The sequence below is a fragment of the Pseudomonas marginalis genome (genome assembly GCF_001645105.1).
GTDB classification, from domain to species: domain Bacteria; phylum Pseudomonadota; class Gammaproteobacteria; order Pseudomonadales; family Pseudomonadaceae; genus Aquipseudomonas; species Aquipseudomonas petroselini.
In genome coordinates, this window is sequence record NZ_LKEG01000041.1 from 266225 (window position 1) to 287528 (window position 21304).

General features: G+C 60.8%; 18 protein-coding genes. 8 read left to right on the forward strand and 10 right to left on the reverse strand.

The genetic code is table 11. The features are described 5' to 3' along the window. Positions 1 to 54: 54 nt before the first annotated feature. Entirely contained in the window at positions 55 to 960 is a 906-nt protein-coding gene (locus AO064_RS15700) for a hypothetical protein (protein WP_064053912.1), read from the reverse strand. A gap of 303 nt (positions 961 to 1263) precedes the next feature. Here AO064_RS15700 and AO064_RS15705 point away from each other — a divergent pair, with 303 nt between their 5' ends. Both AO064_RS15705 and AO064_RS15710 read left to right on the forward strand, forming a co-directional pair. Then, positions 1264 to 1947 carry a response regulator transcription factor gene (locus tag AO064_RS15705; protein WP_010564812.1) on the forward strand — a complete coding sequence of 228 codons (684 nt, stop codon included), beginning with the start codon at positions 1264 to 1266 and terminating at the stop codon, positions 1945 to 1947. Next, positions 1925 to 3319, forward strand: a complete 1395-nt coding sequence (locus AO064_RS15710) for a sensor histidine kinase (protein WP_012723773.1) — start codon at positions 1925 to 1927, stop codon at positions 3317 to 3319. The genes AO064_RS15705 and AO064_RS15710 overlap by 23 nt, the downstream gene beginning before the upstream one ends. A 294-nt stretch (positions 3320 to 3613) precedes the next feature. On the opposite strand, the gene AO064_RS15715 is transcribed toward AO064_RS15710, so the two are convergent. The 3 genes from AO064_RS15715 to AO064_RS15725 are packed head-to-tail and all read right to left on the reverse strand — an operon-like array spanning position 3614 to position 5879. After that, a complete protein-coding gene (locus tag AO064_RS15715; protein WP_064053913.1) occupies positions 3614 to 4030 on the reverse strand; it encodes an SRPBCC family protein in 417 nt (138 codons plus the stop codon). 29 nt (positions 4031 to 4059) lie between these two features. Further along, the gene (locus AO064_RS15720; protein ID WP_012723771.1) at positions 4060 to 4857 is read right to left on the reverse strand and encodes an SDR family NAD(P)-dependent oxidoreductase; all 798 of its coding nucleotides are present in this window, start codon (positions 4855 to 4857) and stop codon (positions 4060 to 4062) included. Between the two features lie 17 nt (positions 4858 to 4874). Continuing rightward, a complete protein-coding gene (locus AO064_RS15725) occupies positions 4875 to 5879 on the reverse strand; it encodes an aldo/keto reductase (protein WP_064053914.1) in 1005 nt (334 codons plus the stop codon). A 127-nt stretch (positions 5880 to 6006) separates the two neighbouring features. Here AO064_RS15725 and AO064_RS15730 point away from each other — a divergent pair, with 127 nt between their 5' ends. Together AO064_RS15730 and AO064_RS15735 are read left to right on the forward strand one after the other, a co-directional pair. Then, positions 6007 to 6900: a LysR substrate-binding domain-containing protein gene (locus AO064_RS15730; protein ID WP_064053915.1), complete on the forward strand. Its 894-nt coding sequence runs from the start codon at positions 6007 to 6009 to the stop codon at positions 6898 to 6900. A 141-nt stretch (positions 6901 to 7041) separates the two neighbouring features. After that, on the forward strand, positions 7042 to 8298 hold the full coding sequence (locus AO064_RS15735; protein ID WP_064053916.1) for a hypothetical protein: 1257 nt from the start codon (positions 7042 to 7044) through the stop codon (positions 8296 to 8298). A 369-nt stretch (positions 8299 to 8667) separates the two neighbouring features. Here the strand turns inward: AO064_RS15735 and AO064_RS15740 are convergent, their stop codons facing one another. Together AO064_RS15740 and AO064_RS15745 are read right to left on the reverse strand one after the other, a co-directional pair. Then, positions 8668 to 9963: an NAD(P)/FAD-dependent oxidoreductase gene (locus tag AO064_RS15740; protein ID WP_064053917.1), complete on the reverse strand. Its 1296-nt coding sequence runs from the start codon at positions 9961 to 9963 to the stop codon at positions 8668 to 8670. After that, complete coding sequence (locus AO064_RS15745; protein ID WP_064053918.1) at positions 9960 to 11048, reverse strand: polyamine ABC transporter substrate-binding protein; 1089 nt, start codon at positions 11046 to 11048, stop codon at positions 9960 to 9962. Before AO064_RS15745 ends, AO064_RS15740 begins: the two co-directional genes overlap by 4 nt. Positions 11049 to 11257: 209 nt before the next feature. On the opposite strand from AO064_RS15745, the gene AO064_RS15750 reads away from it, so the two are divergent. Both AO064_RS15750 and AO064_RS15755 read left to right on the forward strand, forming a co-directional pair. Then, positions 11258 to 12145: a helix-turn-helix domain-containing protein gene (locus AO064_RS15750; protein WP_064053919.1), complete on the forward strand. Its 888-nt coding sequence runs from the start codon at positions 11258 to 11260 to the stop codon at positions 12143 to 12145. Between the two features lie 87 nt (positions 12146 to 12232). Continuing rightward, entirely contained in the window at positions 12233 to 14395 is a 2163-nt protein-coding gene (locus AO064_RS15755; protein WP_064053920.1) for a TonB-dependent siderophore receptor, read from the forward strand. 3 nt (positions 14396 to 14398) lie between these two features. On the opposite strand, the gene AO064_RS15760 is transcribed toward AO064_RS15755, so the two are convergent. Both AO064_RS15760 and AO064_RS15765 read right to left on the reverse strand, forming a co-directional pair. Then, a complete protein-coding gene (locus AO064_RS15760; protein WP_064053921.1) occupies positions 14399 to 14836 on the reverse strand; it encodes a carboxymuconolactone decarboxylase family protein in 438 nt (145 codons plus the stop codon). 441 nt (positions 14837 to 15277) lie between these two features. Continuing rightward, the gene (locus tag AO064_RS15765; RefSeq protein ID WP_064053922.1) at positions 15278 to 15748 is read right to left on the reverse strand and encodes an Lrp/AsnC family transcriptional regulator; all 471 of its coding nucleotides are present in this window, start codon (positions 15746 to 15748) and stop codon (positions 15278 to 15280) included. 123 nt (positions 15749 to 15871) lie between these two features. Between AO064_RS15765 and AO064_RS15770 the strand changes: the two genes are divergently transcribed. Together AO064_RS15770 and AO064_RS15775 are read left to right on the forward strand one after the other, a co-directional pair. Beyond that, a complete protein-coding gene (locus AO064_RS15770) occupies positions 15872 to 17107 on the forward strand; it encodes a methionine gamma-lyase (protein ID WP_064053923.1) in 1236 nt (411 codons plus the stop codon). A 155-nt stretch (positions 17108 to 17262) separates the two neighbouring features. Next, positions 17263 to 17934, forward strand: coding sequence for a helix-turn-helix transcriptional regulator (locus tag AO064_RS15775; RefSeq protein ID WP_080567183.1), 672 nt, complete (start codon positions 17263 to 17265; stop codon positions 17932 to 17934). A 70-nt stretch (positions 17935 to 18004) separates the two neighbouring features. Here AO064_RS15775 and AO064_RS15780 read toward each other — a convergent pair whose 3' ends face one another. Together AO064_RS15780 and macA are read right to left on the reverse strand one after the other, a co-directional pair. Beyond that, positions 18005 to 19963, reverse strand: coding sequence for a MacB family efflux pump subunit (locus AO064_RS15780; protein WP_064053924.1), 1959 nt, complete (start codon positions 19961 to 19963; stop codon positions 18005 to 18007). A 3-nt stretch (positions 19964 to 19966) separates the two neighbouring features. After that, positions 19967 to 21118, reverse strand: coding sequence for a macrolide transporter subunit MacA (gene macA / locus AO064_RS15785; protein WP_064053925.1), 1152 nt, complete (start codon positions 21116 to 21118; stop codon positions 19967 to 19969). Positions 21119 to 21304: the final 186 nt, after the last annotated feature.

Consider the following 21304-nt stretch of genomic DNA (forward strand, 5'->3'; position numbering starts at 1 on the left):
GATTGGGATACCGAGGAACCACAGAAGTAATGAGCGCATGATGTTCTCCTTGAATTAACGTACGAAGTGTTCGGTTTCGACATACACCACGGCATCGCGACGGCGACCGCCGAAGGTGGCTGCGAAGCTGGCGAAGAATGCACCGATCAACAGCGCGATAAAGGTCCACAGCGAGGTATACGCAGCGACTTTGGCGGCCGTGTCAGCGGCTTGCTTGGCTTTGAGCTTGGCGTCTTCAACGGCTTTACGGGCATCGCCGTAGACCTTGTCGATTCGCGCCTCGGCATCCGCCTGGCTGAGGTTGGTGCGTTGGCTGATCAGTTGGGCCAGGTAGGCACGATCTTCGGCGGCAAGCTGGCCGTCGTTGCTCAGGGTGCGAGTGAAGATGCGTGCAACCACGCCGTGGGCCGCGTCTTCACTGACGGCAACCGGGCGATCATCGCGGAACAGGCTGTCAACGTAGTAATCGAAGTCGCCGCCGTTGACGCCCTTGGCGGCACTGCCGGCCGCTTGGGTGATACCACTGGCCGCGCCCGCTGCGACGCTCGCACCGGCTTTGACGCCACCGCTGACGACACTGCTGACCGAACCCACCACCAGCACCGCCGTGATCAGCGTGGCAACAGCCCAGGCCAGGAAGCCGTGGGCGGTGTCGCGAAAGTACACCTCATCGCCGTGCATATTGGCCCACTTCACGCGCAACCGACCGGCGATATAACCGCCCAGCCCGGACGCGACGATCTGCGTGAACGCCAGCCAGACAATCGTGGAAATGCCAAGCCCCTTGGCACTGATACCGCTGTCGGCCCACGGCGACACCGCCGAAAAGCCCAGGCCGAAGCCCAGCAGTACCAGGATCAGCGACAACGCAGCCGCGGCAGCGGCCCCGGCAAAGATTGCCCCCCAGGAAACCCCGGAGAGCGCGCTCGACTCTTGCAGCGTGGATGAGGATGTGATCATTGTTGTTTTGCTCCAAGGCAGAAAAATAGTGTTACAAGTCTCAAAAGGGACAGTGCAGTCACCATGCCAGTCGCGATTAAATTTAAAATCGTTATATATCAATAGCTTAAGTATTTTGAACTTACCAAAACCATGCAAGTTGCAAGAATCGATCGTTTAAGGCGGGCGTTATGCATTCCATGCACTGAGCGGTGATGAAATCTGTGTCAGTTTTGCCAAGATGAAGTTTTATTTAGGAAGCGTTCAGGCATTTCTTGGCAAAATGTGTCCACTTCTAGTGTCAATCGCTCACCAGGTAATCCTATGACCCGTATTTTGACCATCGAGGATGACGCCGTAACAGCCCGCGAGATCGTCGCCGAGCTGAGTAGCCATGGACTGGATGTAGACTGGGTAGACAACGGCCGCGAAGGCCTGGTCCGCGCAGTGAGTGGCGATTACGACCTGATCACCCTCGATCGCATGCTGCCGGAACTCGATGGCCTGGCCATCGTCACGACCCTGCGCACTATTGGTGTATCAACACCGATCCTGATGATCAGTGCCCTCTCCGATGTCGACGAACGCGTGCGCGGCCTGCGGGCCGGGGGTGATGATTACCTCACCAAGCCGTTCGCCTCGGATGAAATGGCCGCCCGCGTCGAAGTGCTGCTGCGACGCAAAAGCACGGTCAAGGAATTCGAAACCGCCTTGCGCGTGGCCGACCTGGAACTGAACCTGATCAGCCGCGAAGCCAGCCGCGCCGACCAGCCCTTGAGCCTGTTGCCCACCGAATACAAACTGCTCGAGTTCCTGATGCGCAACACCGGGCAGATCCTGTCGCGGATGATGATTTTCGAGGAAGTCTGGGGCTATCACTTCGACCCAGGTACCAACCTCATCGACGTGCACATCGGTCGCCTGCGCAAAAAGATCGACCCACCGGGCCTCACGCCGCTGATCCGCACGGTACGAGGTTCCGGTTATGTCATTGCTGAACCCCTCTAAAGGCTGGCGCTCCTCCAGCAGCCGTTTGCTGGCGCTGTACAGTTCGTTGTTCGTGGCCTGGAGCTGCATCCTGATGGGGGTGTTGTATTACGAGGTTTCCGGGTACCTGGGCGACCTGTCGCGCCATTCCCTGCTGCAGCGCCAGCACTTGTTCCAGCGTTTTGACGGCGAAGAACTGGTGGAAGCCCTGACCACCAGCATGACCTTCGACATGAAGGGCGTGGACGCCTACGGCCTGTTCGACGAGCAGTTCCGGCCCTTGAACGGGCCGATCCGCGCGATGCCGCCGGACCTGCCCCTGGACGGCAAGATTCACGCCCTGGCCAATTGCGTCGACTCCGACGACCCCAAACTGCCCAAGGACAGCTGCGACGCCGTCGCCACCCACACCGACGACGGCCGCTGGCTGGTGCTGGTGCGTGCCAACGGTTCGTTGTTTGGCGTGACCCGCATCATCTGGCATGCGCTGTTGTGGGCGCTGTCGCTGACGATCATCCCCGGCGCCGCCGGCTGGCACTTGCTGCGCCGCCGTCCGTTGCGGCGCATTCGCGGCATCCAGGCCAGCGCCGAAGCCATCGTCGCCGGTGACCTCACCCACCGCCTGCCGCTGTCCGATCGGCGCGACGAACTGGACATGCTTGCCGCCATCGTCAACGCCATGCTCGACCGCATCGAGAAGCTGATGAACGAGGTCAAGGGGGTGTGCGACAACATCGCCCACGACCTGCGTACCCCGCTCACGCGCCTGCGTGCGCAGCTGTATCGCATCAAACAGGAGGCTGAGGCGGAGTCGGACTATGCGGTAAAGCTGGACGACGCGATTGCCGAAACTGACACCCTGATGGCGCGTTTTCGCGGGCTGTTGCGGATCTCCGAACTGGAAGACCACCAGCGGCGCTCAGGTTTCCTGGTCATGGACCCGTTACCGCTGCTGCGCGAACTGCATGACTTCTACCTGCCCCTGGCCGAAGAAGGCGAACTGCAACTGAAGCTGGAAATCCCGGAGTCCCTGCCGTGGATCACCGGCGACCGCGCCCTCCTGTTCGAAGCCCTGGCCAACCTGCTGAGCAACTCGATCAAGTTCTCCCCTCCGGGCGGCGAAGTGATGCTGCGCGGGGTCAATGATGCCGGCAGTACACGCATTGAAGTGCATGACTCGGGGCCGGGTATACCCGCGGCGGAGCGTGACGCGGTGTTCCAGCGTTTCTATCGCGTGGATGAAAGCGACCAGCAAGGTGGGTTCGGGCTGGGCTTGTCGATTGTGGCGGCGATCATCAACTTGCATGGGTTCAAGTTGGAAGTGGGTACGAGCGCCCAAGGGGGCGCGCGCCTGATTCTGGAGTGCCGCCAACAGTTGATGCCTGAAGCCTGATCCATCAGGCAGTGAGGTCCACAGGTGGTGGGGCTTTCTCCCTCCCACATTTGAGCTGCTTTGATTGTTGGATCAGCGCTCGAGCCGATATCGATCACCCAACCTGGGTCTACTGGTGAAGCCAGCCAAGGCACAAATCCATCTGGCTCAACAGTGATTAACCTGTGGGAGGGGGCTTGCCCCCGATAGCGGTGGTTCAGACAGATATGAATTGACTGACACACCGCTATCGGGAGCAAGTCGAATCGTCGCACCGCCCCTCCCACATTTTATTGCTGGGCCTGAAGGATGGAATCAGGCCGGGAAGTTGGCTCGCAGCGCGTCCAACCCACCGCTGTAGACACCGGAAAACAACTCCTCCACCGCCGAATCCGTAGTCCCCACCGCCGGGGTGAACACACCGGACCAGGTGACTTTCGCCGACGTCTCACTCAGCGCTTCAACCTGCAACGTCGCCAGGTACGCACTCACCGGAAACGGCGACTGCTCGATGGTGTAGCTGTAAGTACGACCCACGTTATCGAACGTCTGCAAACGCTCGACCACCACGCCGCCATCGGCGGTTTCCAGATGCCGCACACGGCCGCCATCGCTGGGCTCGCTCTTGACGATAAACGGCAGCCAGTCCGGCAGGCTGTTGAAGCCGCCGACCAATTGCCAGACCTGATCGGCCGAAACCGGAACTTCAATGACCGAAGACGCTGTTGCCACGATTAATACTCCCTAAAATGAAAAACAATTCAGATTGCCATGCTGTCGACAACACCACCGTCGACCCGCAACGCGGCACCGGTGGTGGCAGAAGACAGGGGTGAAGCAATGTAAGCCACCAAGTTGGCGACTTCATCTACATTCGCCGCCCGCTGGATGATCGACGTCGGCCGTGCATGACGCACGAAGACATCCGCCTCGTCCCGCGCACTGCGCCCGGATTTCTGGGTCGCGTCCTTGAGCATCTGCTCCAGGCCATCGGTGAAGGTCGGGCCCGGCAGCACGGCGTTGACCGTCACACCCGTCCCTGCGAGGCGCTTGGCCAAGCCATGGGACACCGCCAGGTTAGCGCTTTTGGTCACGCCATAATTGATCATGTCCGCCGGCGTCGCCACACCGGATTCCGACGACACGAAGATCACCCGCCCCCAGCCTTGCTCGACCATGCCCGGCACGTAATGGCGCGCCAGGCGTACGCCGGAGATCACGTTGACCTCGTAGAAGCGCGTCCACTCACTGTCCGGCGCTTCAAAGAAATCCACATCGTTGAAGATGCCCAGGTTGTTGACCAGGATGTCGGCACGCGGTTCGGCGGCGAACAGTTTTTCTGCGCCTTCGACCGTGCCGAGGTCCGCCACCCACCCGCGCAGGTCCGCGCCTGGCACGGCCTGACGGATGCTCGCCAATGCATCATCCACCTTGCCGGCGTCACGTCCGATCACCACCACCGTGGCGCCGGACTGTGCCAGCGCGAGGCTGATACCCAGGCCGATACCGGCGGTGCTGCCGCTGACGATGGCCACTTTACCGCTTACATCAATTTTCATCGGTTGAACTCCTGAAGTTAACGCGGCAGTGGTGCACGGTTCGAGATCAATCGGGCATCGCGCAGGGCCTGCCAGAAGGCTGCCGGGATTTTCTCTGACAACGCCGCGACGTCTTCGGCAATCCGCCCCGGACGACTGGCGCCTGGAATCACCGCCGCCACGGCCGGGTGCGCCAGGGAGAATTGCAGGGCCGCGGCTTTCACGCTCACGCCAAACGCTTGGGCAATCGCCTTGATCTGCTCGACCTTTTGGATGATCGCCGGGCTGGCCTGCTGGTATTCGAAATGCTCACCACCGGCGAGAATGCCGGAGCTGTAGGGGCCACCGACGACGATCTCGACGTGCTGCGCCAGGGCCGCGTCCATCAGGCGCTGCAGGGCGCGATCGTGGTCCAACAGAGTGTAGCGGCCGGCCAGCAAAAAGCCGTCGGGTTGCGCTTCGGTCAGGTCCAGGGTCAGTTCGCAGGGCTCGACGCGGTTCACACCCAGGCCCCAGGCCTTGATCACACCCTCTTCGCGCAGCCGGGTGAGGACTTTGAACGCGCCGGTGCGGGCTTGGTTGAAGTACTCCAGCCACTGGTCGCCATAGAAGTCTTGGGCGATATCATGGACCCACACGATGTCCAGGCGATCGGTCTGCAGGCGTTCCAGGCTGTCTTCAATCGAGCGCATCGTTGCATCGGCGCTGTAGTCGTTGACCATCTTGTTCGGGCGACCGTGTTCGAACACGCCGCTTTTTTCGCCAAGGTCACGGGGGCTTTCTTCGACTTCATCAAGAATCACCCGGCCGACTTTGGTGCTGAGCACGAAGTCATCGCGGTTGTACTGCGACAGCGCCTGGCCCAGACGCAATTCTGAAAGGCCCGAGCCATAGAACGGCGCGGTGTCGAAGTAGCGCACGCCGGCGTTCCAGGCGGCCTCGACAGTGGCCTGGGCTTCTGCTTCGGGGATGGCGCGGAACATATTGCCCAGCGGTGCGGTGCCGAAGCCCAGAACGCCTGGCAGTGTGTCTTTCAAACTCATGGTGGGATCCTCAATCGGTTCGTGGTCGCGGTGACCGTTGAGCAGAGGCTAGATTGCCTAGATCGGACCGTCCAAGACATACTGCGACCAACTTGAGTCGCTACAGGTCTTAAAGAAAAGGTCCAACATGATCGATCTCCGTCAACTGCGCTATTTCGAAGTGGTCGCTGAAGAAGAACACGTCGGCCGGGCCGCCGAGCGCCTGCACATCTCCCAATCGCCGTTGAGCCGGCAGATCGCCCAACTCGAAGAACGCCTGGGCCTGACCCTGTTCGAACGCAGCCAGCAACGCATCCGCCTGACCCGTGACGGCCAGACCTTCCTGGCGGAAACCAAGGCGCTGCTGACCCACGCCAATCGCCTGGAGTCCCTGGGCAAGCGCCTGGGCCGCGGTGAAGAAGGCGGCCTGTGCATCGGCTATATCGAAAACGCCATGCACGCCGGTTTACTGCCCAACGCCTTGCGCGTCCTGAGGGACGACCGGCCCACCGTGCATATCAAGCTGTACAACCTGCCATCCCTCGAACAACTCGAAGGCCTGCGCCAACGCAGCCTGGACATCGCCCTGGTCGGCGAACCACCCGCCGCCGATGACCCGGACCTGACCGCGCTGCAGGTGCTCGACGACCCCATGCTGCTGGCACTGCCCGAGCATCATCCATTGGCCCGCCAAAACGCGCTGTTGCCGGAACACCTGGCCGACCAGGAATGGATCGGCGTGCAGCGCAAACCCGGCGCCAACCCCGCCGACGACTTCGTCGCCGCCTGCATCCGCGCCGGTTTCACCCCGCAGATTCCCATGGAGGCCGGTGAGCCGTTTACCGCCTTGGGGCTGGTCGCTTCGGGGCTGGGCGTGGCGATGGTGCAAAAAGGCCTGAGCCGCAATGCACCACCGGGCGTGGTGTTGCGGGAGTTGCCGTGGATGACCTACACCACGCCGCTGTGGGCGGCGTGGCATCGGGTTAATTTGCGGCCGTTGGTGGAGACGTTCAGGAGGGTGTTGACCGAGCCCGAGGGCTGAACGCTAGCCAGAGCACTTGTTTGTACCTGTTAGAAATGACAGTTGTTTAAGGCCTGCCCACGGCGTTTACTGGCGTTGAAACCAACGTGCAGCCACTGCGCGTTTGGCTTGGAAGGCAAACATTCCAGGGACGGACTTGTCATGCAACGTATCGGAAAAAACGCGATCACTCCAATGGCACTGATCGGTGTCGCCTTGTTTTGCGGTAATGCTGCGACGGTTAACGCGGCAACGTTCATCAGTTCGGGTAACGCTGCCGGAGCGCAATGCGAAACGGTCGGAGTCAACGATAACGCACAGGTCGTTGGTAACTGTTCCCCCTTTAGTGTCAGTGCCAATAACAATCCCTGGTACGCAGCAACACCGGCCGGCCCTCAACAGATCTTGCCACCGCTGGTCAACAGGAAGCCCTGCCGAGTCGAAGCCATCACCAACAGTGGCTGGATAGTTGGAAGTTGCTCCAACGCTACCAATCGGCGGTTTGCGGTGTTCTGGAATACTGCGACACCTAATAGCGTACCGACGAAGACGGCACCGTTGCCGGGGACCCTCCTGTTTCCCCTATTTCGACCTGCCGACGTGCAGACATTGCCAACCGCAGTGAACCAACAGGGGACAGTACTGGCCCAAAGCTTCAATAAGAGCTTACTGGCTACGGTGGTGTTGTACACCGCGGGAAATGCCACACCCCGCAGGGTTTCAAGCTACGGAGATAACTGCTCCGGAGTCGATGTGAACAACACCTTGATCAACGGCTACCCCAGTATCGTCATGAACTGTCCCGGTGAAGATGCTACCCCGGTCCCTACGATCGCAACCTGGAACGGTAGCGCCTACGTCATGACGGTTCTGGCTGTCCCTCCGGGAGCCAGTTACTGCTCGGCCGTGGGCATGAACGATCAGCTTAAGGTGCTCGGTACCTGCTTCTTCAATAGCTCGACCGATGAAGTGCCACAAACCGCATTCTGGGGAACACTAACCGGCCTCCCGGATCTGCTCACAATGCCGCTGAATGCGCAAAACCACGCCGTAGCGATCAACAACGCCGGGCACTACGTCGCGTACGGTAATGACCCTTCAGGCGTCGACAAACCACTTTTCGTGCAAGACCCGACTGACTCGTTCAGCGTGCAGTCGATCCAGCCATTGCCAGGCAGCATCCAAACCACCGTCGCGGGTTTTGCAGACAACGATACGATTGCACTGAACTGCATTGATGCCAACCAACACCCCTGTGGTGGATATTGGACCTCCGCCACGGGAACCGCAGCGGTGCCGCAGCTTCCGAGCGGGTCGATAAGCCAGCTCAATGGCATCAACCCTTCTGGATCGATTGTTTATGGAACAGCCTTAAATGCTACGGAAGACAACAAGGCGGTCACCGCGACATTACCCTGAACTTTAAGTCTTAAGCATCGTTCTCTGGCACTGCCAGAGAACCTTTACTCAACAGGAGGTCGTCGTGAAGATAGCAACCGGGTTGTGCTGCTGGGTCTTAACGTTGAGCTTGGCATTTGTCTCTACCTATACATGCGCGATGAGTCTGAAAGGAAAGTCGTCAGAGATAGGTACGCCGTATGGGTATGATTTTTGGTATCAATTCCCAGGACAACTATCAATAAATTTTCAAATGTTTTCAGCCGTTAATTCCTGGGAAGTTGATTTTTACTCCTTTAAGAACTGACCGAAATTGGATCACAGGAATATTTAGTCCGAACACCTGTAAAAACAAAAAAGCAGCTGAAAACCTGACCTCCTTAAATGTTGTTAACCAAACATCTCCCGCAACCGAAACCACATCATCCCCAGCGCCAACAGCGGCGAACGCAGCGCCTTGCCGCCGGGAAACGTCATGTGCGGCACTTGGCTGAACATATCCAGGCCCTGGCTGTGACCGGCGTGGATACCCTCGGCCAGCAGCCTTGCACACCAGTGCGTTACGTTCAGCCCATGCCCCGAATACCCCTGGGCATAAAACACATTCGGGTACTGCTTCAACCGCCCCACCTGCGGAAAACGGTTGGCCGTGATGCCGATCTTGCCGCCCCACTGAAACTCAATGGCGGTCTGGGCCAATTGCGGGAACACCTTGAGCATTTTCGGCTGCATATAGGCGGCGATGTCCGCTGGGTCGCGTCCGGAGTAATGGCAGGCGCCGCCGAACAACAGGCGTCGGTCGGCGGACAGTCGGTAGTAGTCCAGGCCGACTTTCTGGTCGCACAGCGCGAGGTTTTGCGGGATCAACGGGGTGGCGATGTCCTCCGATAACGGCTCGGTGGCGATGATGTAGCTGCCGGCCGGAAGCACCTTGCCGCTCAAACGGGGCTCCAGTTCCTCCAGGTGCGCATTGCACGCCAGCACCAGGCTGGCCGCGCGCACGGTGCCACCGGCGCAGCGCACCTGCACGGTGTCGCCGTGGAGCAGTTCCAGCACTTCGGTGTGCTCGAAAATCCGCACGCCGAGGGACTCGGCCAGCCGTGCTTCACCCAATACCAGGTTCAGCGGATGCAAGTGCCCGGAGCCCATGTCCACCAGGCCACCGGCATACACTGTCGAGCCAACCACTTGTTGCATGTCCTGTGGGCCGACCAGACGGGTTTCATGCACGTACCCCAGGTCGGCCAGGTGTGCCTGCTCGGCCTTGAACGCGGCGAACTGTGCCGGCGTATTGGCCAATTCACAAAAGCCCCAGCGCAGGTCGCAGTCGATGCTGTGCTCGCGAATGCGCTCGCCCACCAGCGCCACCGACTCAATCCCGGCGAGTTCCAGGTAACGCACGCCCTCCTCGCCCACATGCTTGGCGAACCCCGACACATCATGGCCGATGCCGCGAATCAACTGCCCGCCATTGCGCCCGCTGGCGCCCCAGCCGATGCGCCGGGCTTCCAACAGGACTACCGAGAGCCCACGCTGAGCCAGTTCGATGGCGGTGTTGACGCCGGTGAACCCGCCGCCGATCACGCACACGTCAGCGGTCAGGTCGGTGCCCAGTGCCGGACGCTCCGCCAGGGCGTTGGCCGTGGCCCGGTAGTAGGAGTGGGCGTGGTCAGTTGACTGGATCATTTATTGGTCTTCACTTTGCTCCACGCGCGAGTCATCAGGCGCATGGTCGCCGGGGTGGGCGTGGTGGAAATGTAGAGTTTGTCGAGCACGGCCTGTGGCGGGTACAACTCGGGGTTGTTTACCAGTTCCGGGGCCATGAAAGCCTTGGCGGCCGGGTTGGCATTGGCATAGCCCACCGAGGCGCTGACCTTGGCGATCACTTCCGGGTCGAGCAAGTAGTTGATGAACGCGTGGGCCTCTTTCGGGTTACTCGCGTCGGCGGGAATCGCCAACAGGTCGAACCACAGGTTGGAGCCTTCCTTGGGAATCGAATAGGCGATGTTCACGCCGTTCTTGGCTTCCTTGGCGCGGTTGGCAGCTTGGAACACGTCGCCGGAATAACCGAAGGCCACGCAGATATCGCCGTTGGCCAAGTCCGAGATGTACTTGGAGGAATGGAAATAGGTGATGTACGGCCGCAGCGTCAGCAGCTTGGCTTCGGCCTGTTTGTAGTCCTCGGGATTCTCACTGCGTGGGTCCTTGCCCAGGTAGTTGAGGATGGCCGGGAACAGCTCGTCCGCCGAATCGAGGAAGGCCACGCCGCACTGGTTGAGCTTCTTGATGTTCTCGGGCTCGAACAGCACCGCCCACGAATCGATACGGTCGACGCCGAGCACCTGCTTGACCTTGTCGACGTTGTAACCGATGCCATTGGTGCCCCACAGGTACGGCACCGAGTGTGCGTTACCGGGGTCGTTTTTCTCCAGCAGCGCGAGCAGCTTGGGGTCGAGGTTCTTGAAGTTGGGCAGTTGCGCACGGTCGAGCTTGAGGAACGCACCGGCCTTGACCTGTCGCGCCAGGAAGTGGTTGGACGGGACCACCACGTCATAGCCGGTGCGCCCGGCCAGCAACTTGCCCTCCAGGGTTTCGTTGGAGTCGAATACGTCGTAGACCGGCTGGATCCCGGTCTTGGCCTGGAAATCGGCCAGGGTGGTCTCGCCGATGTAGTCGGTCCAGTTGTAGATGCTCACCGTCGGTGCCGCCTGGCTGGTGCTGCTGAATGCCGCCACCAGTGCCAGCGGGAGAAGCTGTTTCACAAGACGCATATCGACACCCCTTTATTGGTTGTTAGACGCTCAACAGCACGAACCCACGCGCCCAGGCACTGCTTGAGCCTGTCGCAGTCCATGGCTGGGGGACTGGCGTCGGCTTGTACACCTGGCGCATTGAGGTCTATCTTGAGGCCGCTGCCCGTCGGCATCTATCCACTTTGCACGCACCACAACGCACCATTAGAGTGCGCCCAGGGTATCCCATGACACAGTCGACCGCTTTGCGGGTACAGGCCTTCACCACCGGTGATGTGGCCGCTCAATGCGGTGCGACACCCGGCTGGGTGCAGCAGTACCAGCAGATGTCCCCAGGGCATTTCGCCGGGCAGATCCGCTACCTCGACCTGCAAGGCGTGCAGGTGTACGAAGAGCGCATGAACACCCGCGTGGAGCAGCATTTCAACGCGCCGCCAGGGTCGTTGGCGTTCTGTTTCGACGGCAGCGACAACGCGCTGTACGTGCTCAATGGCGAAAGCCGCAACACCTGGATCACCCCGGAAAACTACCGCGAAGTGGCGGTGGTGTTCGGGCCGCAATTTGTGCAGCGTCATGGGCTGGATGTGGCAACACTCGAAGGCTTGTTCATGGCCCCGCTGACGTGCCAACAGAATGCGCTGTTCAGCCGTTGGTTAAGTAGCACGCTGACACGCTTGCCCACGGTCACCGACCCCGCCCCCCTCACCCAACAGTTGCTGGACGATTGCCTGTTCATCCTCGACAACGCCTGCGTCTGCCTGGACCGCCACGCGTTGAAGCGGCGCAGCGACGAACGCCAGTTGATGGCGCGCATTGGCGAATGGGCGGCAGACGTTCCGGACGAAACCGTCAACCTGCTGGAACTGGCCCGGATTGCCGGCGTGCCGTTGCGCCAGTTGCAGCAGGGCTTCAAGACCTACACCGGCATGAGCCCGGCGCAGTGGTTGCGGCTGCGACGGTTGAATGGGGCGCGACGGGAGTTATTGAACTCACCCGGCACCACGGTGGCCGAGGTGGCGATGAATTGGTCGTTCTGGCATTTGGGGCGGTTTTCCAACAGTTATCGCGCGCTGTTCAAGGAATTGCCCAGTGAAACGTTGAAACATCACCACTAACGGAGAAACCTTCTCAATACCTTGTAAAACCTGGCCGATATGCCTAGCTTATGCGCCCCCCGCCCCGCGCTTTAAGGCCTTGCCCCCATGGTTTTGCGTTTTCGTCCCGTCGTCACCTCACGTTTCGCCCTCGGCCTGCTGCTCAGTGGCGGCATCGGTAGCAGCCTGGCGGCTGAAATTGAGCTGCCGGCGGTGAAGGTCCAAGGCCAGGACACGTCAGGCTACCGCAGTGAAACCGCCTCGGTCGGCAGCTTCGATGACGCGCCGCTGCTGGACACCCCGGCCTCGATCACCGTGATCAACGCCGCGCTGATCAAGGACCAGCAAGCGCGCCTGCTCAGCGAAGTGCTGCGCAACGACGCCTCGGTGGGCGACAGCTATGCGCCCATCGGCTATTACGAAAACTTTGTGGTGCGCGGCTTCTCGCTGAACGCGGCCAGCAGCTACAAGATCAATGGGCGCACTATCACCGGCGAGCAGAACGTTGCCCTGGAAAACAAGCAGCAGGTGGAAGTGCTCAAGGGCCTGGCGGGCTTGCAAAGCGGCATCTCCGAGCCCAGCGGCGTGATCAACTACGTGACCAAGCGCCCGGAAGATGTGCGCTCGGTGACCGTGTCCACCGACGATCGCGGCAGCGGCTATGTCGCCACCGACGTTGGCGGCTGGTTCGGCAGCGAGCAGCAGTTCGGCCTGCGCGCCAACGTCGCCCATGAAGACCTCAATTCCTATGTGGAACACGCCAACGGCCAGCGCGATTTTGTGGCCCTGGCGTTCGACTGGAACATCAGCCCGGACGCCGTGCTGCAACTGGACGCGGAGTACCAGGACAAGCAACAGCGCTCGGTGCCGGGTTACCAATTGCTGGGCGGCACGGAGGTGCCACACGGCGCCTCGCCGAAGAAACTGCTGGGGCACCAGACCGGCTCCAAACAGGTGGGCATCGACTCGCTGAACCTCAATGGCACGTTCGAGTACCGCTTCAGCGATCAGTGGAAAGGCAGCCTCAGCGCGGCACGCAGCAAGGTGATGATCGACGATTACAGTTCCTTTGCCTGGGGTTGCTATGGGTCGACCAGTTGCACATCAGGCGTACCGAACTACTTCAGCCCAGAAGGCAATTACGACGTCTATGACTACCGCAGCCCGGACGACACCCGCCGCGACGATGAGGTGCAGGCCGCGCTGACCGGGCTGTTCGACACCGCCGGCCTCGGCCATGAGCTGACGTTCGGTACCAGTGCGTTCCGCCGGGTGATCGACAAGCGAAAATCGGTTAACGAACTGATCGGCACCACCAACATCGACGTGGACGCACCCTCGTTCACACCGACCGACAAACCCCTCAACGCCAGCCATCGCACCCTCGACAGCCGCCAGTACGGCCTGTTCGTCACCGACCGCATCCGCTTCAACGAGCAATGGCAGACGATCCTCGGTGGCCGCGAAGTGCGGCTGGACGAAAAGGCCTTCGACGGTGTCACTGGCAGCCAGGCGCGCCACACCCAGCAATACGTGTTCCTGCCGCGGGCATCGTTGATCTACAAACCGGTCGAGAGCATTTCGCTCTACACGAGCTACAGCAAAGGCCTGTCCCTGGGTGGTACCGCGCCATGGTTCGCCAGCAACGCCGATGAAACCCTGGCACCCACCACCTCGCGCCAACTCGAGGCCGGGGTCAAATACGACTGGCGCCGCATCAGCTTTGCCGCCGCCGTGTTCCAGACCCGTCAGGCCTACCAGTACGCCAAGCCTGACGGCGCCGGCAACTTCACCTACGTGCAACAGGGCGAGCAGAAGAACACCGGGCTGGAACTGTCGGCCAACGGTTGGGCCACCGAGCGCCTGCAAATCGCAACCAGCGTGGCCGCGATTCGTGCGCGGGTCACCGGCAGCGGTACGCCGGACTATGAAGGCCACCAGGCGATCAACGTGCCCAAGCTGCGCGCCAGCGTGTATGCGGACTATGCGTTGCCATGGGTGAACGGCCTGGCGGTGCTCGGTGGCGTGCAGTACAGCGCCAAGAAGTCCGCCAACCGCACCGGCACTGTTGAGGTGGGAGATTACGCGGTGGTGAATGTGGGCAGCCGCTACACCACCCGAGTGGACGGCTATGAGACGGTGTTTCGCCTGAGCGTCGACAACCTGTTCGACAAGCGCTACTGGCGCGACGCGGGCGAGTACATGGGCGATGACTACCTGTTCCAGGGCGCGCCACTGACGGCGCGCCTGAGTGCATCGGTCAACTTCTAAGGATTACTTGGGCATCTTGCGAAAGCCCACGGCCAGGCGGTTCCAGCTGTTGATGGTGGCGATCGCCACGCTCAGGTCGACCTGCTCCTGAGCGCTGAACTCGTCGGCCAACGTGTTGAAATCTTCATCCGGGGCATGGGTCTGGCTGAGCAGGGTCAGGCTTTCGGCCCAGGCCAGGGCAGCGCGCTCACGTGGGGTGAAGAACGGCGTTTCGCGCCAGGCCGACAGGGTGTACAAGCGGCGCTCGGTCTCGCCGCCCTTGCGTGCATCGGCGGTGTGCATGTCGAGGCAGAAGGCGCAGCCGTTGATCTGCGATACGCGCAAGCGCACCAGTTCCAGCAGTGGCAGCTCGATGGACAGTTTGCCGACGGCGGCTTCCAGGGCGAGCATGGCTTTCATGGCGTCTGGGGAGGCGGTGTAGAAATCGGTACGGGTTTGCATGGTGATATTCCGGGCCAGTGGGGATTGATGGCTAGGTTAGTCATCGGGGCTTGGGGGAGGAATATCCAATTTTGGGTAAGACGGGGTGACCAATTGTTTGTGTGTGTGTGTGTTGGGTACATATTCGTTATTGGGGTAACGGCTGCTATTGGTTCCGCTCTTGCAGCGGGCCGCTCGGTGTGCCCGTCATCCGACAGGGATTTGGGGGCCGCCCAAGATCAAAAGCAGATCAAAAGCAGGCTGATATCTACCTGATGTATGAAGATCAAACTGTGGGAGGGGGCTTGCCCCCGATGGCGGTGGGGCATTTGCAGATGTATTAGCTGACACACCGCAATCGGGGGCAAGCCCCCTCCCACATTTGACCGAGATTGACAGTAAGAAACCGGCCGGCTCTAGGCCGCCGTGCTCTTGCTTTTGATCTTGATATTAGGTGCCCCATCACCCCGGCAACGGAATAACCCGCAAAGCCCGCACCGACTTATAAGAAAAACTCGAATAAATTTCCTTAACGCAAGGCAGCGTCTGCAACACCTCCCGCGCAAACTCACCAAACGACTCCAGATCCCTAGCCACCACTTCCAACAAAAAATCATAGCGCCCCGACACGTTATGACACGCCACCACCTCCGGAATCTCCAACAACCGTTGCTCAAACGCTCTGGCAATCTCCTGGGTATGACTCTCCATCATAATGCTGACAAACGCCGTCACCCCATACCCCAGCGCCTTGGGCGAAAGGATCGCCTGATACCCACTGATCACCCCACTCTCCTCCAGGTTGCGCACCCGGCGCCAACACGGTGAGGTCGTCAGAGAGACGCGGTCGGCCAACTCAGCCACCGTGAGTCGGGCATTGCCTTGCAAAGCGTTTAAAAGGGCTTTATCGGTGCGGTCGAGACTGGCGGGCATAACGTGCCTCTGATTGTTATTTTTAGACGATTTTCATCCCAGGACGCGGGAATTGGCAGCAAACATTGCAAAGTTCATCTCTGGTTATGAGCATAGCATTGTAGGAAATAAGGAGCGCCCGACATGAACAATAAACACAACACATTCGGCTTTTCCACCCGCGCCATCCACCACGGCTACGACCCCAAGGAACATCACGGCGCGCTCGTACCGCCGATTTACCTGTCTGCCACCTTCGCATTCCCCACCGCCGAATACGGCGCCGCGTGTTTTGCCGGCGAAGCCGCCGGCCACTTTTATACGCGCATTTCCAACCCGACCCTGGCACTGCTGGAGTCACGCATGGCGACGTTGGAAAACGGCGAGGCGGCAGTGGCTTTCAGTTCCGGCATGGGGGCGATCGCCGCCACGTTCTGGACCCTGCTGCGTCCCGGTGATGAAGTGATCGTCAGTCAGACGCTGTACGGCTGCACCTTCGCCCTGCTGCACCACGGCATCGGCGAATTCGGTATCAAGGTGCGGCATGTCGACCTCACCGACCTGGCCGCCCTGCAAGCGGCACTCTGCCCCGCCACCCGTATGATCTACTGCGAAACCCCGGCCAACCCCACCTTGCAACTGGTGGATATCGCCGCCGTGGCCGCCCTCGCCCACCAGCAGCCCAACGTCACCGTGGTGATCGACAACACCTACTGCACCCCCTATCTGCAACGCCCCCTCGACCTGGGCGCCGACGTGGTGGTGCATTCGGCCACCAAGTACCTCAGCGGCCACGGCGATATCACCGCGGGCATCGCCGTGAGCAGCCAGGCCCTGGCCCAGCGTATTCGCCTGCAAGGCCTCAAGGACCTGACCGGCGCGGTGATGTCGCCCCAGGACGCCTCGCTGTTGATGCGCGGCCTCAAGACCCTGGCCCTGCGCATGGACCGCCATTGCAGCAATGCCCAGGCGGTGGCCGAAGCCTTGCAGGCGCACCCGGCCGTGCAGTGGGTGACTTACCCCGGTCTGCGCTCTTTCGCCCAGTACGAACTGGCGACACGGCAGATGAAACTGCCCGGCGGCATGATTGCCTTCGAACTCAAGGGCGGGATCGACACCGGCCGGCGCTTCATGAATGCGCTCACACTGTTCACGCGTGCGGTCAGCCTGGGGGATGCAGAGTCACTGGCCCAGCACCCGGCGAGCATGACCCATTCCACCTACACACCGGAGGAGCGTGCGGCGCACGGCATCAGCGAAGGGTTGGTGCGTTTGTCGGTGGGGCTGGAAGATATCGCCGACCTGCTGGCGGATGTGCAGCAGGCGCTGGCCAAGTGCGCCCGTACTGTTACGCGTCCTTCTAAGCTTGTGAATATTTAATCCGATTTTTTCAGATTGGATCCCCTTCCCGTCGCCAGGCTGTACTAGCATAGGTTCCGGCGGGAAGGACTATCACGGTAGGTTATTCGCATTGGCTAGCATCTTAATCCCCGCCGCTATAAAGCCGAATGCCTGCACGCCTCATGGACGAAATGATGAACTCACAGTTGTTCCCCCATATTGGCAAGGTCATCGCCAGCACCGGCAGTCGCCATTTCCCACGCATGCTGCATGACCTGATCCTCACTCAACTGGCAGTGGACGCCACCCACATCACGCAATTGCAGGTCAGCGCCGACGGCCACACCCAACGCAAGATCAGCCCGATCTACACCGACTCGGTCGCGCCACTGGGCGAAGAACAACCCGCCGCCCAACTGCACCTCACCCGCCGCAGGGACAACGTGCGCTACGTGCTGTCGGTGTATCGCTCACACCAGTCCGACAGCTTTTCGCCGCAGGAGCGCAGCATGCTGCAGGACTTCTCCACGTTGCTATTGCCGATGGTGGAAAAGCACATCAGCGCGATCCAGCCATGCCGCACGGGCAGCGAGCCTGTGGTGGCGGAAAACCAAGGCATCGAAACCCTGCGCCGACGCATTGAAGAGCGCTTGGTGCAATCGGGGTTGAGCCTGTCCAAGCGGGAGCTTGAGGTGTGCGTGGGCCTGCTGGCCGGGCGTACCGCGCCGGAGTTGGCGGAGCAGTTGGCGTTGAAGGTCAACACCATCGAGAGCTACCTGAAACGCGCGGCGATCAAGCTGGGAATCAGTGGGCGGCATTCGCTGTTGCGGTGGATGTATGCCACTGAGGACACCGCTGGTTTTTAAGACAACACCGATCACAATGTGGGAGGGAGCTTGCCCCCTCCCACATTGGCTCCTCATTGGCAGACCGGTCTCAATCCCTTGCCAGTGCTTCAATCGGGTCCAGCCGTGCCGCGTTCCGCGCCGGCACAAAGCCAAACACAATGCCGATCAGCGTCGAGCAAGCAAACGCGGTGATGATCGAGCCCAGTGAAAACACCATCTCCCATTCCTTCACAAACAACGAAAACAGAAACCCAAGGGCATACGACAGCGAGATCCCGATCAGCCCGCCAATCAGGCACACCATCACCGCTTCCACCAGGAACTGCTGGCGAATATCCGACTGGCGCGCGCCGACCGCCATGCGAATGCCGATCTCACGGGTACGCTCGGTGACGGACACCAACATGATATTCATCACCCCGATGCCGCCCACCAGCAGCGAAATCACCGCGATCAACGACAACAACAGCGCCAGGGAGCGACTGGTTTTCTGCACTGTCTGCATGATGCTGTCGAGGTTGTTGGTGAAAAAATCCTTGGTGCCATGGCGTTGCAGCATGAGTTTATTGACGTTGTCTTCCACCACTTTGCTCGGCTGGCCGTCCTTGATACGCACGGTGATGCTGTCCAGATGGCGCTGGCCGAGCAAGCGCCCCGCCGCCGTTTCATAGGGCACCCACACGTTCAGCGCCTTGCTGGCGGCGAACATGTTTTTATTGTCAGCGGTCACCCCAATCACCGTGCACGGCAGGTTCCCCACCAGGATCACCTGGCCCAGCGGGTCGACATTTGGTCCGAACAGACGGTGCCGGGTGTTGTGGTCGATCACCACCACCTGGGCCTGACGCCGTGCGTCGCTTTCACTGAAGGCGATACCGGCCTCGAGCTTCAGGCCCTTCACTTTGAAATAGCGGTCGCTGACGCCATTGACCTGCGCATCCAGGTCGATATTGCCAAAACGCAGCAACAGGTTGCGGCCCACCACCGGCGTGGCGCTGTCGACGTAATACAGCTGGTTCAACGCGTCCACATCCGAGGGCATCAAGGTCTCAATGGCCGAGGCGCGACTGTCGCCGAAACTGGTGCCGGAAAAGATATCGATGGTGTTGCTGCCGATCGCCTGGATGTCCTTGAGCACATAGCGCTTGGCGCCTTCACCGATGGCTGAGATCGACACCACCGAGGTAATGCCGATGACAATGCCGAGCATGGTCAGCAAGGTGCGCATGCGATGGGACACCAGCGCGACCCAGGCCATGTTGAACGCCTCCTTGAACAACCCCAGGCTCGCCACCAAGCGCCGGGCGCCGCTGCGCCTGGGCTCAATCGGGGTGTCGCTGGGCAGTTCCAGGCCGACACCGTCGTTGGCCTTGTCGCTGACAATCTCGCCGTCACTCACCTCGACGATACGTTGGGCATTCGCCGCGACCTTGGGGTCGTGGGTAACGATGATCACCGTGTGCCCGGCCGCGTGCAGCTCGGCGAGGATGCGCATCACCTCCTTGCCGCTGTGGGTGTCGAGGGCACCGGTGGGTTCATCGGCGAGGATCACTTCGCCGCCGTTCATTAACGCTCGGGCGATACTCACCCGTTGCTGCTGCCCGCCCGAGAGCTGACTGGGGCGATGGGTGGTATGGCCCGCAAGGCCCAAGCGCGTGAGCAATTCCCGCGCGCGACTGTGCCGCGCGTTTTCCGGTGTGCCTGCGTAAATCGCCGGCATTTCCACGTTGTGCAAGGCACTCAGGTGCGCCAGCAAGTGATAGCGCTGGAAGATAAAACCAAAGTAGTCGCGGCGCAGTTCGGCCAACTGCTCGTCCCCCAGCGAGCGGGTCTCGATGCCATTGATCTTGTAGCTGCCCGCCGTGGCGTAATCCAGGCCGCCGAGGATGTTCATCAGGGTGGACTTCCCGGAGCCTGAGGCACCGATGATCGCGACCATTTCCCCGGCATGTATCGTCAGGTCGATGCCCTTGAGCGCGATGAATTCACGCTCGCCGGCCATGAAACTACGGGTGATGCCCTTGAGTTCCAACAGTGGCTGGGTCATGCGTCAGTTCCCCGCCACGGCCGGCGTGGCGTCGCCGATCACCACTTTGTCACCTTCGGCCAGGCCGTCGAGGATCTGCACCTTGACGTTGTTGTTGATCCCGGTCTTCACATCCCGCGAAACCGCCTTGCCCTTGGCGTCCAGCACCCGCAACGGGTAGCTGCCATCGTTATTGCGTGCGCCAAGCGCCGCCACCGGCACCATCAACGCGGCCTGGGCAGTGTCGAGCACGATACGCACCTGGGCGGTCATGGCGATGCGCAGGCGGTGGTCGGGGTTGGGCACATCGAACAGCGCGTTGTAGAACACCGCGGTGTTCTGCTTCGGCGTGCCGGCGGCCTGGGTTTCAAGGAAATTCTGCGGCGCCGGCTCGGTGCCGCGCAGCTTGGCGTAGTAGCGTTTGTCGGCCTCGCCGAGGATGGTGAAATACACCTGCTGGCCGGGGCTGATATGAATCACATCCGCTTCGGAGACCTGGGCCTTGACGGTCATGGTGTCCAGGTCGGCCAACTTGAGCAGCACCGGCGCCAGTTGGCTGGCGATCACGGTCTGGCCTTCCTGGGTGACGATGCCGACCACATCGCCGTCAATGGGCGCGACGATACGGGTGTAGGCCAGGTTGACCTTGGCCGTGTCGATCTGGATATGGGCGCTCTTGATCTGGGCATCCAGGGACAACAGGTTGGCCTGTTGGACCTGGAAGGTGGATTCGGCGTCTTCGAAGTCCTGGCGCGATACCGACTCGTCGTCCTGCAGGCCCTTGTAGCGTTCGTACACGGACTTGGCTTGCTTGAGCTGGGCCGCCGTCGCACGGCGTTGGGCCTGGAGGTTTTCTTCGTCGACCTGGGCTTTGCGCAGGGTGTTTTGCAGGATCAGTGGGTCGATTTCGGCGAGCCATTGGCCCTTCTTGACCTTGTCGCCGACCTTGACCTTGAGGGACTTCAATTGGCCGGAGACTTGGGCGCCGACGTCGACTTGCTTGATGCCTTCGAGCAGGCCGGTGGCGAGGACGGCGTTTTCGATATCGCCGCGTTCGGCGGTGGCGGTCAGGTATTGCGGCGCATCGGCGGGGGCTTGCACGGTGTAGATGATCAGGCCGATGGCGATGGCCAGTGTTGCGAGCATTCCTAGTTTGCGTAACCGTGACTTTTCCATAGGTAACCTTTGATCGTGTACATATCCGTTATTTGGGTAACGGCCGCTTATGGTTCCGCCCTTACGGCGGCTCACTTTTGAAGAGCGCAAAAGTAAGCAAAACGCTCTTGCCCCAACACTCGGCACCTCGCCTAGGCTCGGTGTGCCCTCACTCCGGCTTGAATCCGTGGGCCGCCGTCATGGGCC

What these genes read in the sequence shown, in the direction of transcription:
- AO064_RS15760 (WP_064053921.1), bottom strand. Translation starts at nt 14,836, where the DNA reads ATGCAAACCCGTACCGATTTCTACACCGCCTCCCCAGACGCCATGAAA.
- AO064_RS15725 (WP_064053914.1), bottom strand. Translation starts at nt 5,879, where the DNA reads ATGAGTTTGAAAGACACACTGCCAGGCGTTCTGGGCTTCGGCACCGCA.
- AO064_RS15705 (WP_010564812.1), top strand. Translation starts at nt 1,264, where the DNA reads ATGACCCGTATTTTGACCATCGAGGATGACGCCGTAACAGCCCGCGAG.
- AO064_RS15735 (WP_064053916.1), top strand. Translation starts at nt 7,042, where the DNA reads ATGCAACGTATCGGAAAAAACGCGATCACTCCAATGGCACTGATCGGT.
- AO064_RS15745 (WP_064053918.1), bottom strand. Translation starts at nt 11,048, where the DNA reads ATGCGTCTTGTGAAACAGCTTCTCCCGCTGGCACTGGTGGCGGCATTC.
- AO064_RS15770 (WP_064053923.1), top strand. Translation starts at nt 15,872, where the DNA reads ATGAACAATAAACACAACACATTCGGCTTTTCCACCCGCGCCATCCAC.
- AO064_RS15700 (WP_064053912.1), bottom strand. Translation starts at nt 960, where the DNA reads ATGATCACATCCTCATCCACGCTGCAAGAGTCGAGCGCGCTCTCCGGG.
- AO064_RS15710 (WP_012723773.1), top strand. Translation starts at nt 1,925, where the DNA reads ATGTCATTGCTGAACCCCTCTAAAGGCTGGCGCTCCTCCAGCAGCCGT.
- AO064_RS15775 (WP_080567183.1), top strand. Translation starts at nt 17,263, where the DNA reads ATGAACTCACAGTTGTTCCCCCATATTGGCAAGGTCATCGCCAGCACC.
- AO064_RS15765 (WP_064053922.1), bottom strand. Translation starts at nt 15,748, where the DNA reads ATGCCCGCCAGTCTCGACCGCACCGATAAAGCCCTTTTAAACGCTTTG.
- AO064_RS15755 (WP_064053920.1), top strand. Translation starts at nt 12,233, where the DNA reads ATGGTTTTGCGTTTTCGTCCCGTCGTCACCTCACGTTTCGCCCTCGGC.
- AO064_RS15730 (WP_064053915.1), top strand. Translation starts at nt 6,007, where the DNA reads ATGATCGATCTCCGTCAACTGCGCTATTTCGAAGTGGTCGCTGAAGAA.
- AO064_RS15720 (WP_012723771.1), bottom strand. Translation starts at nt 4,857, where the DNA reads ATGAAAATTGATGTAAGCGGTAAAGTGGCCATCGTCAGCGGCAGCACC.
- AO064_RS15780 (WP_064053924.1), bottom strand. Translation starts at nt 19,963, where the DNA reads ATGACCCAGCCACTGTTGGAACTCAAGGGCATCACCCGTAGTTTCATG.
- AO064_RS15740 (WP_064053917.1), bottom strand. Translation starts at nt 9,963, where the DNA reads ATGATCCAGTCAACTGACCACGCCCACTCCTACTACCGGGCCACGGCC.
- AO064_RS15750 (WP_064053919.1), top strand. Translation starts at nt 11,258, where the DNA reads ATGACACAGTCGACCGCTTTGCGGGTACAGGCCTTCACCACCGGTGAT.
- macA (WP_064053925.1), bottom strand. Translation starts at nt 21,118, where the DNA reads ATGGAAAAGTCACGGTTACGCAAACTAGGAATGCTCGCAACACTGGCC.